Source organism: Clostridioides sp. ES-W-0018-02, assembly GCF_020658175.1.
Classification (GTDB): Bacteria; Bacillota; Clostridia; order Peptostreptococcales; family Peptostreptococcaceae; genus Clostridioides.
On record NZ_JACVVY010000003.1, the window covers coordinates 220,609 to 235,856 of the forward strand.

The window sequence follows — 15,248 nt, forward strand, 5'->3', positions numbered from 1 at the left end:
TAAGTAATCCTGTCGCATATAAGGACATATACGAATAAGAAAAAAGAAAAGATGCAATCAAAAGAATTTAACATTATTTTATGTTGATATGACATTTTTTAAAAACAATACTAAAAGGAGATATATAGTATGAAAAATTTGAATCCATGTTTAAATGGAGAAAATATTATTATACCTGCTCTTAAAAATATCCTTATTGTTGATGATAATAAGGTCAATCGACAAATACTCAATAAAATTTTGAGTAGCCAATACAACATAATTGAAGCAGAAAATGGAGAAGTTGCATTATCTATTCTGCATCAAAATCATGAAAATATATCTGTAGTTTTACTTGATATTATTATGCCTGTTTTAAATGGTTATGAGTTACTTAAACGAATGCATGAGGACATTTTTTTGTCTAAAATTCCTACTATTGTAACAAGTGGTCAAAATAGTGAAGATGCTGAGATTAAAGCCTTATCTTTAGGTGCAAATGATTATATCATTAAGCCATATAAACCAGAGATTATCAAGCATCGTGTCTCTAACACAATATATCTTAGAGAAACATCTGCATTTATAAACTTAGTACAAAACGATTCGTTGACTAGCACATTTAGCAAAGAATATTTTTATATGTGTGCTGCAGAAACACTTCAAAGCAATCCACAAAAACAATACGATCTCATTTGTTTAGATATTGAACGATTCAAGCTGGTTAATGATATGTATGGTATTAAAGTCGGTGATGATCTGTTAAAGCATGTTGGAAAGACGCTCATTAGTATTGTCAATGAATATGGTATTTGTGGACGTATAGCAGCAGACGAATTTATTTGTTTAGTTCCTCATTGTGAAGAATATCAAAATGAATATTTTAAAAATATAACTGAAATGATTAATGGTTTTTCTGATACAATAAAAATAAATTTAATTTTACGTTATGGAATTTACTGTATTGAAGATAGATCTACTCCTATCAATATTATGTGTGACAGAGCTAACCTCGCAAAAGAATCTATAAAAGGTAAATACGATACTTATTTTGCTTATTATGATGATAATATCAGACAAAAACTTTTAGATGAACAAATGATTGTTTCAGATATGAAAAATGCTTTGATAGAAAATCAATTCAAGGTATATTTTCAGCCTAAATATGATTTAAAGACACAAGAAATTGTAGGAGCTGAGGCATTAGTTCGCTGGATTCATCCTACCAAAGGTTTTATGCTTCCTAGTAATTTTATTCCCATTTTCGAAAAAAATGGATTTATTACTGATCTTGATATTTATGTATGGGATCAATGTTGTCAAAAGATAAGAGCATGGATAGATATGGGGTACACTTCAATTCCAATTTCCATTAATGTATCTCGTGCTGACATTTATAATCCTAGTATAGTAGAAATTTTGATTTCTATGATTCAAAAATATAAGCTTAGTCCAAAAAATCTACATTTGGAAATCACAGAAACTGCTTATACTGAAAATCCAGAACAACTGATTGAAGTAGTATTAAAACTGAAAAAGATAGGATTTATTATTGAGATGGATGATTTTGGAACAGGTTATTCCTCACTTAATATGCTCTCTGAGCTTCCAATTGATGTTTTAAAACTAGATATGCGATTTATTAAAAGAGAAGAAAAGAAAAATAATGACAGAAGTATTTTAAGTTTTATTATAAGTCTTGCAAAATGGATGGATTTAAAGGTTATAGCAGAAGGTGTAGAAACTGAAGTTCAAGTACAGCTTTTAAAAGCATTGAACTGTGAGTATGCACAAGGGTATTATTACTCAAAGCCACTGCCACAGGAACAGTTTGAACAACATTTATTAAAATCTCATATACAAGTAGTGAATAAAAATAAAAAAGAATGTCAACATTTTGTTAAGAATTTTAAAGATAAAAAAAATATTATGCTTGTTTTAGATCCTGATTCTGTTGATTTTTCAAGGCTTAAAAAAGATTATAAATATCAATTTTTTGTAGAACATGTACATAGAGCATCTGATGCCATAGACTTTATTATCGAATTAGAAGAAAAAATTTCAGTTATTATAGTAAGTATTTCTAAATATATCAGGCCTAAGCAGATGTTGCAAATACTTGATGTCTGCAAGAAAATCAATGTTACAGTAATCGTATTGTATGATAAGATATATGATAAAAAAAATAAAATCCTAAACATGGATATATATGACTATGTTGAAAGGCCATATGATTTACTACAGTTAAATCTACGTATCCAAAATGCTATTGCATTTGCTAAAATGAAAAAATTTGAATATGAAAAAGAAGTTAACTCAACTATTATAGAAATGAGAAAACGTGCTGAACATGATGCGTTGACAGGTCTATTAAACCGTGCTGAATATGAAGTACGAATTGATAATTTTTTTCATAATAATTACAATCCAAGTGGTATTTTTGTAATATTAGATATAGACAATTTCAAGTCTATTAATGATACCTATGGACATGTAGTTGGCGATAAGGTATTATACATGGTTGCTGAAATGATAAAACACATTTTTCCAGAAACAGATATCATTGGACGCATTGGTGGCGATGAATTTTCCTTGTTTATTCCCTATACCATTCCATTTTTGCAATTGCAGGAAAAGATGATTCACATATGTAAACCTAATAATTTAGATGTCAATAATATCACTATTTCTTGTTCGGCAGGCGTTTGCCTTACTCCTGATTATGGTATTAATCGTAAAGAACTTTATAAAAATGCAGATATTGCACTTCTATTAGCAAAGCGACATGGTAAAAGCAAATTTGAAATATTTAGTCAAGGTATGAAATTGCCAACTCCTTCTTCTCTTGAAAACAAGAGCAAATACTTGCTGACAATGTTTTAGATGTTATATTTGCTTGTGATGCTATAAACAATAAAGTCATTTATATCAATGAAACAGTGTGTAAACTGATTGGAAAAGATAAAGAGAGTTTTATAGGTCAAAAATGTTACCAATTATTTTGTTATCAATATTGCAACTGTGATATTGTGAATATCTTAATCAAAGGTTTGATTTTTATGAGGAAATTAGAACTATTCTCACACTTATGAATATACCAAAGAATAAAAATTATAAAAGAGAAATATAAGCTTGGTATATGAATTTCAATTTGAGAAATCAGATATAATAGATTTGTTTAAAGAATTGTCTAAGGAGATAAAATGGTATGAATATAGAAGAGGAAAAAAATAACTTAATAGATGATAGTCAATATCAACTTGAACTATATCGTTCATCAAGCTTGGGTGGAGTTTATACTGTCAAAATGGATGATAAGTTTACTTTATTATATGGAAATGACCTGTACTTTCAGCTACATGGATATCAGAAGGAAAAATTACTAAATAAAAGCTGTACCATTTTTATTCATCCAGAAGACCTTAAAAATGTGCAAGAGGCTCTTTTTAAGGCAAAGAAAGCGAATAGTAAAACAGCTGAATGGGAAATGCGTATTTTGACTGGTGATGGAAAAATTAAGCATACACTTGTAAGTGGACGTTTTAATATTCGAAATTATGAGAAAGTATTTGATGGCTACATTACTGATATCACAAAGCAAAAACAAATGGAGGAGAAGATATTACAGTTAACCGAAATTGAAACAGATCTACGTAAGCAAATAGATCTTTATCGTACCACAGATCTTGGTGGTGTTTTCACTGTAGTAGTAGATGAAAATTTCACACTGCTTTATGGAAATGATAAGTACTATAAAATACATGAATATACAAAAGAGAGCATGCTAGAACGTATTCACAATCATTGTTCAGAATATGTTCATCCTTATGACTTACCTATAGTGCATGAGATTATTCACACTGCATTAAACTCTGGGAAAGATTACGTGGAGTGGGACATGCGTGTTATAACTGGCAATGGAAATATTCGATATATTCTTTGTAGTGGTGTATTTGATAATAAAGATGGAGTAACTCTTATGAATGGTGTAGTAATGGATATTACCAAACAAAAAAGGATCGAACAAGCATTGCGTGAGAGTGAAGAGAAATTTAGGATTGCAACTGAAAATTCTGATGTAGCGTTTTGGTCATACAATTTTGAGAAAAAAGAAATTTTCCAAACACAATCATCAAAATTTATGCATGGATATGACAACATTGTAAAAAATGTGCCTGAATCACTAGTTGAAGAGGGCTATATTCGTAGCGATTCTATCAAAGAATATTTAGAAATGTACTATAAAATGAGAAATGGAGCCAAAACTGTTTCTGGTGAATTTTGGATGAAGAATTTAGATACTAATGGATGGTGGTGTGAACATATAGACTATACTACTGTTTTTGATGAAACTGGAAAACCAGTTTATGCCCACGCCATAGGTAAAGATGTTACCACTAAAAAACTTGCAGAAAGTCGCTATAATGAGGAAATTTCATACAAAAATGCACTTATATCTGAAGATATAGTTGCAAGTATGCGTGTTGACCTTACATCTGGTTTGGTAGAGGAAGTCGATTCACCATATGAGGAAATAATTGAAAATTATTTTGGAAAAAACTATAGTGAGTGTGTTGCTATCTTGTCTGACTTACTTATTAATGATGAACAGAAAAACGATTTTTTATCATCAATGCAGACAGATATTTTGGTTGAAGATTTTAAAAATGGAGAGACCAAAAAAAATTTCCATGTACAACGTAAAATGCCAGATAATACATATCGTTGGGTGTCTACTACCATTAAACTCTTTCAAAAACCAAATAGTGACCATATTGTTGGTTTTCTATATAGTTATGATATTAATAATGAAATACTATTTCATCAAATTATGGATCTAATTTCACATACCAACTATGATTTTGTAGGTTACATCAATGCGATTAATGCTAGTTATATTTTATTCGCTGATAATGGTAAAAAAGTTTTATCCAAGAACACGAAAAAAAGTTATGAAAGTACTATTTCTGAATACTTTTCAAAATATTTAGATAGAAAACAGCATGATGAAATAATAAATAAACTATTACTTTCTGTTGTTACAAAAGAACTAGAGACTAAAAATGTTTATACTATTGAATATACTATTAAGGTTGAAAATGGTGTAGAGAAAAGAAAACAATTAAAATTTGCTTATATTGATAAACAAGCACAAACGCTTTTTTACACGCAAAGTGACATTACTGAGATTATAAATAATGAAAAGAAGCATCAAGAAATTCTTCATGATGCTTTGGTAGCAGCAAAACAGGCAAATAAAGCAAAAACTGAATTTTTATCCCATATGAGCCATGAAATACGCACTCCTATGAATGCAATTATTGGTATGTCTACATTGGCTGCACAGGTTGTCAATGATACTGAACAGGTTTCTGATTGTTTATCTAAGATAGGTATTTCAGCACGTTTTCTACTGTCATTGATTAATGATATTCTGGATATGAGTCGTATTGAAAGTGGTAAGCTTTCTGTAAAACAAGAAAAAATACCATTTGAAGAATTTATAAATGGTATTAACGCCATAAGCTATACGCAGGCACAAGATAAAGGTGTTGATTATGATGCTATTGTTACAAGCTTTACCGAAAATTACTATATTGGTGATGCCATGAAACTTCAACAGGTATTGGTTAATATTATCAGTAATGCAATCAAATTTACACCAAAAGGTGGTAAAGTACAGTTTATTATAAGTCAAGAAAAACAAACCAAGGATTTTGCAAACATGAAATTTATTATTAATGACACAGGTGTAGGTATTAGTGAAGATTTTGTCAATCATATTTTTGAGCCATTTACACAACAGCATATGGGTTCTACAGCCATGTATGGTGGAACTGGATTAGGTCTTGCTATTTGCAAACACCTTGTAGAACTAATGGGTGGAGAAATCAGTGTAAATAGTATTGAGGGAGTTGGTAGTGAATTTGTAATTGAACTAAAGTTAGGAGTGAGCGAAGAGAGTCATAAAAAATCCATAAAAAAATCTCAAGTTCACTTTAATAAAATGAAGGCACTTATTGTAGATGATGATATTATCATCTGTCGACATACAGAGCAAATTTTAGAAGATATGGGTTTAAAAGCAGATTATGTAGATTCAGGGATGAGTGCCATTAAACGAGTGCAAGAACTTTGGAATAAAGATGTATATTATGATATTATATTAGTTGACTGGAAGATGCCTAATATGGATGGGATTGAGACAACTCGCGCATTAAGAAAAATTGTAGGTCAAAATGTTACTATAATCATCATGACAGCTTATGATTGGCTTTCAATAGAAAAAGAAGCAAAAAGTGCAGGAGTTAATATGCTGATTAGTAAGCCATTATTTCGTGATTCTATTTCATCTGCATTTGAAAAAATATATATGAAAAAAGATGAAGAAATTGTGCCACCAAATGAATGTGTATATGATTTTACTGGTAAACGAGTATTGCTTGTAGAAGATCATATGCTAAATATTGAGGTAGCCAAACGATTACTTAATTCTAAAAATTTAGAAGTTGATGTTGCAGAAAACGGATTGCTTGGTATTGAGGCATTTGCTTCTGCACCAGCAGGATACTATGATGCTATCCTTATGGATATACGTATGCCAGTTATGGATGGACTTTTAGCTGCAAAATCTATTCGTCAAATGCGTAAGAAAAATGCAGCAACTATTCCTATAATTGCCATGACTGCTAATGCTTTTGATGAAGATATAGAGAAAACAAAGGAAGCAGGAATGAATGCCCATATTGCTAAACCTGTAGAGCCAAAGAAATTATTCAGTACCATAAATAATTTCTTTTCTTGTGAGAATAAATAATAAATTGAGAGTTAACTAAGTTTATACAAGAAGAAGGATAAGAATAATATCGTGGTTTGGAGATGATGAGTAATATATATAATCTTACTTAGATAAAGGAGTGTATAATGATAATGAGTATGTTTATAGATAAACTTTCAACATATGGTGTAAATATTGAAAAGGTCATGGAACGATTTGTAAATGACGAGAACTTATACTACACTTGTCTCTTGTCTTTTATAGAAGATACCTCTTTTGACAAACTTGGTGAGGCAATAGAAAATAGAGATTTCAGCTATGCTTTTGAGCAATCTCATACTCTAAAGGGTGTGTCTGGTAATCTAGGACTTACAGGAATTTTTAAATCTGTATGTATAATTGTAGAGTCTCTAAGACACAATGAATACGATAATCTACAACAACTTTTCCAAATTGTTCTTGCAGAAAAAGAAAAGTTAGAACAAATATTAAGTACCCTTATAGTAGACAGTTAAAATAATAAAATTGATACTATGAGGGTATTAAATTTTTATGTCAATAAAATCTAAAATAAACTTTGAGGTAAAAACTAAATCAGTTGAAAATAATGATAATTACCAATTGAGTTCATTTAAATATAAAGTTTTATATTAACTAAGTTATATCTAAATAAAATACACTTGCACTATAAATATGACAAAAAATCAATATAAAAACGAGGTGAAATAAAATTTATGATAAGAAAATCAAATGATAAAGACATAAGTAAAATCATGGAAATATGGGAAGAAAGCACAATCAAAGCACATGACTTTATAAGTAAAGAATACTGGAAAAATAACTATAATACTGTCAAAAGTGAATATATACCCATATCAGATACATTTGTATATGATGATGGCGAAGAAATAAAAGGATTTATAAGCATAATAGAAAAAAGCTTTATAGGGGCCTTATTCATAAACTCAAACTATCAAAGTCTAGGAATAGGAAGTAAACTCTTAGACTATGCAACTAAAGAATATAAAAATTTAAACCTAGCAGTATACAAAGACAATAAAAAAGCAGTTGTATTTTATAATAAAAAAGGATTTAATATAATAAAAGAGCAAATAAATGAAGACTCAGGATTTAAAGAATACATAATGGAATATAGTAAATAACATTAATATATTCTATTAGAAGAATAATAAATGTATTTGTTATTCAGTTAGTATATTTGTAAAAATAATTTTTAAAATTATAAATTATATGTACTTGAGATATTAAAAATATAATGATATGGGAGGATAAAGTAATGAATAAAAGAGCATTTATGCATTATATTAGAATAAGAGGATAGCGCACAAGTTGTGGCTATTTTACAAAAACCTATAACATGATTTTATATAAGATAGAAAAATATACCTTATATAAGTAGCCATAATTTCGTGCTGTTTAAATTGAATAGTAATACTAAAACTATTTATGATAAAGAATTATTTGAATCAAGACATGAAATATATAATTCTAAAGTATATGATAATTTAATAGAAGAAATAAAGTATGTAATGCATAACCACATTTTAGATGCTAGATGTGGAGAAGGATATTTCTTAAATAAATTATATGAAGATAAAAATATTAAATATAATTTCTCCTGCAAATTATAAGGAATTTACAAGGGTTTTAACTGATGATGGGATAATAGCAAAGATTGTTCCAAAATCAAATTATTTAAAAGAAATAAGGACAAGTATACATGGAAATATAAAGAATAATGATTATGACAATAAAAACATTGTAGCTGTATTTAAAAAACATCTAAATGTGGTTTATGAAAATAGAATCAATTATAAAACTGATATAAGTGTGTTAAATTTAATGAATTTAGTCAAAATGACTCCTTTAACATCAACATTAGATGAAGAAGAGATTTTAAGGTTGATAAAGTCAGGGATATCTAATATAACAATTGATTTAAGAGTTATGGTCGGTACATTAAAGAGATAGAAAATAAAATTTGTCCAAAATTAATAAAAATTATATTACTAAAAATTGCTATGAAATTAGTCTAATAATATCTAATTTCATAGCAATTTTAATTACCATTAAAGTGTCTATGCAAAAAGCATTTAAATTATATCTCCAAATATGTCCACAAAAATTTCTATAATAATATTTAATAACATAGTATTCTTATTTGAAATTATTTTTAAAATATAAAATATTAAAGCTTAAAATATTCTCGTTGAGAAGAATCTATTTCAGAACCACAATTGCTACAACAATAAGACGTTGAAACATACCCAAATTCTTCAGTATTCTCATTAAACTCCATTTTTTTCTTTGCAATAATTCCTACTTTAGTTAAGCTAGAACCACAATTATCACAGTTTTGAATTTTACATATACTATACAATTTGTCAGTAGTTACATTCTCTATTAATTTATCACAATTACAACATTTAATAGAAGAAATCTCATTAGATACTTCAATCGGTTCAGCATCTTGAAAAGAAAATTTATATGTTATATCATTTGACACTCTATAGCCTGTATCAAAAATATTTGTATTACAATTTGGACACATATATTTTGGAATATATACATCTTTTTTTTCAAAAGTGTCCTTTTCAGTATTGCGATTTGAATCATCTAAAGAGGAGTTTTCACCTATGGTATATTTTTTATTTAAGTTTAAAAGGTAATTGTAAATCTTTTTATCTTTATTTTGTTTTGCTGTGTATAAAAAATGACTCATTATATCTGGATAGTCTTTATTTTTTGATGACATATTTAAATCTATATAATTGTTTTCAATTGCAAAAGATAGTATATTGTAATAATCATATTTTACTGCAAAAAATAATAACATTTCATCAAAAACTTTATCTACTATCTTATCAGAAATACTTATCCAAAAATCTGGGGATTCTAGATAAACTTTTTTACTAAGTTCATCTAGTTCTTTATCTATGTTGTTTAATTGATTTTCATTAGTTTTCATATTGTCACTTCCTTGTTAATTTATTATATGAAATAAAATCTCATATAAAATATATCATATTATAATTTACAAGTATAGGGCAAATAGATTTGTTTATAAGTAAAATTTTATAAATAACCATTAAAACATAAAGGATTAGAAGCAAGTTTACTTATAAGTTGAATGTAAACCTATACAATGTTTTAGGTTGACAAAAAAACAGCTTTCTTTTATACTAAAACAAAGCTTTAATAGAAGATTTGTATATGTACATATAAACTAAATTGAATAAGACATATGAAGGGAATTATGAAAATGAAAAATAATAGAGTAAATATTCAAGATTTAACTAAAATGTCAATATGTGTAGCATTATTATGTATATCATCATACATATATATACCATTACCATTTACACCAGCAGGAGTAACAGCACAAACAATAATGATAAATCTAATAGCTTTAATATTAACACCAAGACAAGCATTTAGTACAGTTGGTGTATACATAATGATAGGTTTAATTGGAATACCTGTATTTGGAGGAGGAGCATCTGGAATTGGTAAATTACTAAGTCCAACAGGTGGTTTTTATTTTGGATTTTTATTTGCAGCACTAATTATTAGCTTATTAAAAGGTAAAAATAATGATATTAAGAGATATATACCAATAACAATTTTTGTTGGTATGCCTATTATATATTTTATGGGAACAGTATTTATGTGTTACTTTAATCAAATGACGGTAGAAGCAGCACTTTTTGCAGCTGTTGTACCATTTTTAATTGGAGATACAATAAAAGCAATTATTGCATCTTTTTTAGGTGTTAAATTAAATAACGTACTAAAAAGAAATCTATGATGAAGAGAGGATATAATGTATGGAAGATGTTTTTATATTAGGAGGATTAAGAAGTCATATTGGTCTAAAAAATGGAATTTTTCAATGTGTTCAACCAGAATTACTAGGAGCAAAGGTTTTAAAACACCTAATTGAAAAGTATGAGATTGATAAGATTGATGAGATTATATGTGGAAATGCAGTTGGTACAGGAGGAAATATCACAAGATTAATGACTTTAACAGCGGGAATAGAAAGTGAAGTTCCTGCTTTTACTGTAGATATGCAATGTGCTTCTGCTATGATGAGCTTAGATATAGCATTTTCAAAGATTAAATCTGGGCAATGCGATTTAATTATTGCAGGAGGTTTTGAGAGTAGTTCTCTACAACCAATGCGTACATATCATAAAAACGATAGGAGATATAATATTAATAATCCAAGCTATGCAGTTGCTCAATTTTCTCCAGATAATAATAGTGAGAATAGTATGCTTGAAGGTGCAGAAAGAGTGGCAAAGTTATATAAAATTGAGAAAGCAGAATTAGATTATTGGGTGAAAGAAAGTCATAGAAGAGCAAAAAACACAAGAGAAGAAAAATTTCTTGAAGATATTATATTTCCTATAGATAGCAATACATATGATGAAGGTATACGTGATAAAATGAGCCAAAGATTATTAGATAGGATACCTTCAATTTTAGGAAAGGGAAGTATTACAAATGCAGCAAATGCATGTCTTATTAATGATGGGGCTTCATTTCTTATTCTGTGTTCTAAAAAATATTTAGAGAATACAAAAAAGAATCCAAAGGCTAAAGTTATCAATTCTTGTACAATAGGAACAGAGCCACAATTAAGTCCAACATCTGCTATAAAAGCTATGGAGAGGCTTTTGGATATAGAAAAGCTTAACTATATGGACATATCTGCTATTGAATTTAATGAAGCATTTGCAGTTATAGATGTTTTATTTCAAAGAAAATATCCAGAATTAATTGATAGATATAATATATTTGGAGGGGCTTTAGCATATGGTCATCCATATGGTGCTTCTGGTGCAATTATTGCGTTACATCTTTTAAAAGCACTTGAAAAGACTAATGGGAAGTATGGAATTTGCTCTATAGCAGCTGCTGGAGGATTGGGTTCTGCTTTATTGATTGAAAGGGTGTAGATTATGAATTACTATGAACTTTTAAAAGTAAAAAGAAACAACTATAAAGATAAAGATTTTTTGATTATAGATGGAGAAAAGTATACTTATGACAATATATTAAGAGATAGTGAGGAGATTGGGAGACAGATTTCTATAGGTGAAAATATTCCTGTTTTAATTTATTCTAAAAATATAAAGTTCCAATTAGTAAGTTTTTTAGGTGTTAACTATTCAAATAATGTTCCTATCATTTGTCATTATAATCTTTCTAAAATAGTATTAAGTGATATTTTAATAAAGAATAATATTTCAATTGTTATATCAGATGAGAATATAGATATAAATTATTTATCTAATGGTAGTTGCAATAGAATATTAAAGGTAGCTAATTCTTCTACAGAACATTATAGTATAAATGTATATCAATATAATAATATTTTAAACTATTTAGATAAAGAGATTTGTATGGGAGCTTTATCTTCAGGCTCTACAAATGTACCAAAAGTATTATATAGAACATATGAAAGCTGGGCTGGATTTTTTCCTATACAAAATGAAATTTTCCATATTTCTGAGGACTCTATTTTATTTATCAATGGAACACTTAGTTTTACAGGAAATCTAAATTCTATAATGTCAGTACTATATGAAGGTGGTAGTGTTGTAATAAATTCAGGTTTAAATTGTAAAACATGGATAAATGTAATAAAACAATATAATATAACTAATATATATATTATACCTACAAAGCTTCAGTTACTGGTTAAATATTTAAGTGAGATAATAGTTAAAGTTAGAAGTGTTTTTACAGGTTCTCAATTGTTGTTTGAGGATACAGCAATAAAAATAAAAAAATATATGCCAGATTCTGAAATCATTTTATATTATGGAGCAAGTGAATTAAACTACATTACATATTTGTGTTATGATGAATTGATTGAGAAAGCACTAAGTGTAGGTAAACCATTTCCAAAAATAGATGTATATATTAAGGATGGAATAATTTTTGTAAATACCAAATATGCAGTATATAATGCATCAGAGCCTTATTCTGTCAATGACATTGGATATTTTGATGATGATGGATATTTGATATTTGAAGGAAGAAGTGATGATGTTGTAAACATTGGTGGATTTAAAGTCAGTTCTATCAAACTTGAAAATATAGTAAAAAGAATTCCTCAAGTTGAAGATGCAGTTGCATTACCTTATTTAGATACTATAAGGGGAAGTCAAATTGCATTATTTGTAACAACCATAGGTAAGATTACAAAAAAGGATTTATTGATTAAGATTAGAAATTATTTAATTAGAAATGAAATTCCAAGAAAAATTATTTTTTTAGATTCATTACCATATACATCTTCTGAAAAGATAGATAGATTGGCACTATTAGAAATGTTAGAAGTATAATATTTAATAATTTTAGTGAACCAATATATTGATAAAAACATATTGTATATAGTAAAGGAGGCTTACAATATGTCAAATCAATACGATATAACTGTTATAGGCGGAGACCTGCGACAAGTGTACATGGTAAAAAAACTAATTAATAAAGGATATTCTGTAGTTATATATGGAATAGCAAATGAAATTATAAATGGAATCGCTGGAAAAGCAACTTCACTAGCTGAAGCACTATCCAAAAGTTCCATTATTTTATGTCCAATTCCATTTACAAAAAATCAATTTAGTATTGAAAATACTGATGGTTGTCTCGATGCTACTATTGATAACTTGTTAGTTAACTTATCTCCTAATCAAATACTATTTGGAGGAAACATACCAACTAAAGTTTACAAATTTTGTGAGCAACACTCTATTCAGGTTTATGATTTTATGAAGATGAATGATGTTGCTATTTTAAATGCAGTTGCTACAGCTGAAGGAGCTATAGCAGAAGCGATTAAAAGAAGTCTAATCAATATGCACCAAAGTAACTGTCTAGTACTAGGCTTTGGAAGGTGTGCACAAATAATTGCTAAAAAATTATATGCTTTAGATGCAAATATATGTGTTGGAGCAAGAAATAATGATGCAAGGAGTACGGCTAATGCATTTGGGTATTCTAGTATTTCTTTAAATCAACTTGATGAAAATCTTTCAAAGTTTGATTATATTTTTAATACCATACCAGAATGTATTTTAACAAAAGAAAAATTAGAAAAAGTATCAAGAGAAGTAACTATTATAGATATAGCTTCTTCTCCTGGTGGATTAGATTATTCTGTTACACAAAATTTAGGTATTAATGCAAATCTTTGTCTTGGGCTTCCTGGTAAATACTCACCAAAGACATCTGGTGAAATTCTTGTTAACGCTATAGAAAATATTATAAATGAAAGAAGGGATTAGAGATGAGACTTGAAGGACTTACAATTGGAGTAGGATTTACTGGTTCGTTTTGTACTTATGATAAAATATTTATAGAGTTAGAGAATTTGGTAAAAGCAGGAGCAAATGTACACACTATATTTTCAGATGTATCACAAAATATAGATTGTAGATTTGGAAATTCTGAGGAATTTATGAAAAAAGCATATGAACTGACAGGAAATAAACCTATTGTTACAATTGAAGAAGCAGAACCATTTGGGCCTAAAGGAATTGCTGATATTATAATAATAGCCCCTTGTACTGGAAATACTGCTGCTAAGCTAGCAAATGGCATTACAGACTCTCCAGTATTGATGGCAGCAAAAGGTCATCTTCGCAATGATAAACCACTTGTAGTATCAATATCAACTAATGATGCTCTAAGTTTTAATTTCAAAAACATTGGAACTCTTCTTAACTCTAAAAACATATATTTTGTACCTTTTGGTCAAGATAATTGTAATGCAAAGCCTAATTCTATGATTGCACATACAGAGTTAATAATTCCAACAATAGAGCTTGCTCTTGATAATAAACAGTTACAACCTGTTATAAAAAGTCCACATCAATAGATTAATGATGTAATCTGATATACATGTATATTTAGTAATATTAACAAAGTCCAGCAATCTTATTTGCTGGACTTTAACTTGTAATATATTAAGTATATTTTATTTCACAGTATATAAAAATTATCAGTGTGTATATCTCTAATTATAATACATATTATAACTGTTTGTATATCTCAGAGTATTTAATTTACTCTTTAAGTCTTTATTTTCTTCTTAATGTATTTTTTTTTATAACTTTTATACAATACTATACTTGAAAAAAATCTTTTGATTTTTTCATTAAAAAAATGAAAAGATAAGTGTTAAAATAATAACGTTATCCTTAAGTATTGAGATGAATTTATTCACGATTTATATAAAAAATAAAGTAACATATAATTAATCTAGATATTTGTAAAGTATATTATTATTAATATAAATAATATAATACTAAACAAAAAATAAAATGTTAAAAAAATAACTTGAAAATGTAAAGATAACATGCTATACTGTTAATAAATTAACAGAAAAAGAAGATTATACTATTCTAGGAGGGCATTGAAATGGCTAATAAAGAACAGACTATAATAGAAA

At 27.9% G+C, this 15,248-nt stretch carries 13 protein-coding genes; 12 read left to right on the forward strand and 1 reads right to left on the reverse strand.

Annotated elements, in window-relative coordinates; all coding sequences use genetic code 11:
• The first annotated feature begins 129 nt into the window (after positions 1-129).
• The 7 genes from IC219_RS09785 (at position 130) to IC219_RS09815 (ending at position 8,749) form a co-directional block, all read left to right on the forward strand.
• Complete coding sequence (locus tag IC219_RS09785; RefSeq protein WP_227830901.1) at positions 130-2,862, forward strand: EAL domain-containing protein; 2,733 nt, start codon at positions 130-132, stop codon at positions 2,860-2,862.
• 5 nt (positions 2,863-2,867) lie between these two features.
• Positions 2,868-3,071, forward strand: a complete 204-nt coding sequence (locus IC219_RS22020) for a PAS domain-containing protein (RefSeq protein WP_227830989.1) — start codon at positions 2,868-2,870, stop codon at positions 3,069-3,071.
• A gap of 116 nt (positions 3,072-3,187) precedes the next feature.
• Entirely contained in the window at positions 3,188-6,796 is a 3,609-nt protein-coding gene (locus IC219_RS09795) for a PAS domain-containing hybrid sensor histidine kinase/response regulator (RefSeq protein ID WP_227830900.1), read from the forward strand.
• A 107-nt stretch (positions 6,797-6,903) separates the two neighbouring features.
• On the forward strand, positions 6,904-7,272 hold the full coding sequence (locus IC219_RS09800) for an Hpt domain-containing protein (RefSeq protein WP_227830899.1): 369 nt from the start codon (positions 6,904-6,906) through the stop codon (positions 7,270-7,272).
• A 219-nt stretch (positions 7,273-7,491) separates the two neighbouring features.
• A complete protein-coding gene (locus tag IC219_RS09805) occupies positions 7,492-7,920 on the forward strand; it encodes an N-acetyltransferase (RefSeq protein ID WP_227830898.1) in 429 nt (142 codons plus the stop codon).
• 279 nt (positions 7,921-8,199) lie between these two features.
• Positions 8,200-8,409, forward strand: a complete 210-nt coding sequence (locus IC219_RS09810) for a hypothetical protein (RefSeq protein ID WP_227830897.1) — start codon at positions 8,200-8,202, stop codon at positions 8,407-8,409.
• A complete protein-coding gene (locus IC219_RS09815; RefSeq protein WP_227830896.1) occupies positions 8,366-8,749 on the forward strand; it encodes a hypothetical protein in 384 nt (127 codons plus the stop codon). The genes IC219_RS09810 and IC219_RS09815 overlap by 44 nt, the downstream gene beginning before the upstream one ends.
• A 217-nt stretch (positions 8,750-8,966) precedes the next feature.
• Here IC219_RS09815 and IC219_RS09820 read toward each other — a convergent pair whose 3' ends face one another.
• Entirely contained in the window at positions 8,967-9,746 is a 780-nt protein-coding gene (locus tag IC219_RS09820; RefSeq protein WP_227830895.1) for a hypothetical protein, read from the reverse strand.
• A gap of 294 nt (positions 9,747-10,040) precedes the next feature.
• Here IC219_RS09820 and IC219_RS09825 point away from each other — a divergent pair, with 294 nt between their 5' ends.
• The 5 genes from IC219_RS09825 to IC219_RS09845 all read left to right on the forward strand — a co-directional run bounded on the left by IC219_RS09825 (position 10,041) and on the right by IC219_RS09845 (position 14,675).
• Complete coding sequence (locus IC219_RS09825; protein ID WP_227433954.1) at positions 10,041-10,586, forward strand: biotin transporter BioY; 546 nt, start codon at positions 10,041-10,043, stop codon at positions 10,584-10,586.
• Between the two features lie 19 nt (positions 10,587-10,605).
• Entirely contained in the window at positions 10,606-11,742 is a 1,137-nt protein-coding gene (locus IC219_RS09830) for a thiolase family protein (protein WP_227482026.1), read from the forward strand.
• 3 nt (positions 11,743-11,745) lie between these two features.
• On the forward strand, positions 11,746-13,137 hold the full coding sequence (locus tag IC219_RS09835) for an AMP-binding protein (RefSeq protein ID WP_227830894.1): 1,392 nt from the start codon (positions 11,746-11,748) through the stop codon (positions 13,135-13,137).
• Between the two features lie 69 nt (positions 13,138-13,206).
• A complete protein-coding gene (gene dpsA, locus IC219_RS09840; RefSeq protein ID WP_227830893.1) occupies positions 13,207-14,082 on the forward strand; it encodes a dipicolinate synthase subunit DpsA in 876 nt (291 codons plus the stop codon).
• Positions 14,083-14,084: 2 nt separating this feature from the next.
• On the forward strand, positions 14,085-14,675 hold the full coding sequence (locus IC219_RS09845; protein WP_227433958.1) for a dipicolinate synthase subunit B: 591 nt from the start codon (positions 14,085-14,087) through the stop codon (positions 14,673-14,675).
• Positions 14,676-15,248 lie beyond the last annotated feature (573 nt).

What these genes read in the sequence shown, in the direction of transcription:
- dpsA (WP_227830893.1), top strand. Translation starts at nt 13,207, where the DNA reads ATGTCAAATCAATACGATATAACTGTTATAGGCGGAGACCTGCGACAA.
- IC219_RS09825 (WP_227433954.1), top strand. Translation starts at nt 10,041, where the DNA reads ATGAAAAATAATAGAGTAAATATTCAAGATTTAACTAAAATGTCAATA.
- IC219_RS09805 (WP_227830898.1), top strand. Translation starts at nt 7,492, where the DNA reads ATGATAAGAAAATCAAATGATAAAGACATAAGTAAAATCATGGAAATA.
- IC219_RS09795 (WP_227830900.1), top strand. Translation starts at nt 3,188, where the DNA reads ATGAATATAGAAGAGGAAAAAAATAACTTAATAGATGATAGTCAATAT.
- IC219_RS09835 (WP_227830894.1), top strand. Translation starts at nt 11,746, where the DNA reads ATGAATTACTATGAACTTTTAAAAGTAAAAAGAAACAACTATAAAGAT.
- IC219_RS09830 (WP_227482026.1), top strand. Translation starts at nt 10,606, where the DNA reads ATGGAAGATGTTTTTATATTAGGAGGATTAAGAAGTCATATTGGTCTA.
- IC219_RS09820 (WP_227830895.1), bottom strand. Translation starts at nt 9,746, where the DNA reads ATGAAAACTAATGAAAATCAATTAAACAACATAGATAAAGAACTAGAT.
- IC219_RS09785 (WP_227830901.1), top strand. Translation starts at nt 130, where the DNA reads ATGAAAAATTTGAATCCATGTTTAAATGGAGAAAATATTATTATACCT.
- IC219_RS09845 (WP_227433958.1), top strand. Translation starts at nt 14,085, where the DNA reads ATGAGACTTGAAGGACTTACAATTGGAGTAGGATTTACTGGTTCGTTT.
- IC219_RS09800 (WP_227830899.1), top strand. Translation starts at nt 6,904, where the DNA reads ATGATAATGAGTATGTTTATAGATAAACTTTCAACATATGGTGTAAAT.
- IC219_RS09815 (WP_227830896.1), top strand. Translation starts at nt 8,366, where the DNA reads ATGAAGATAAAAATATTAAATATAATTTCTCCTGCAAATTATAAGGAA.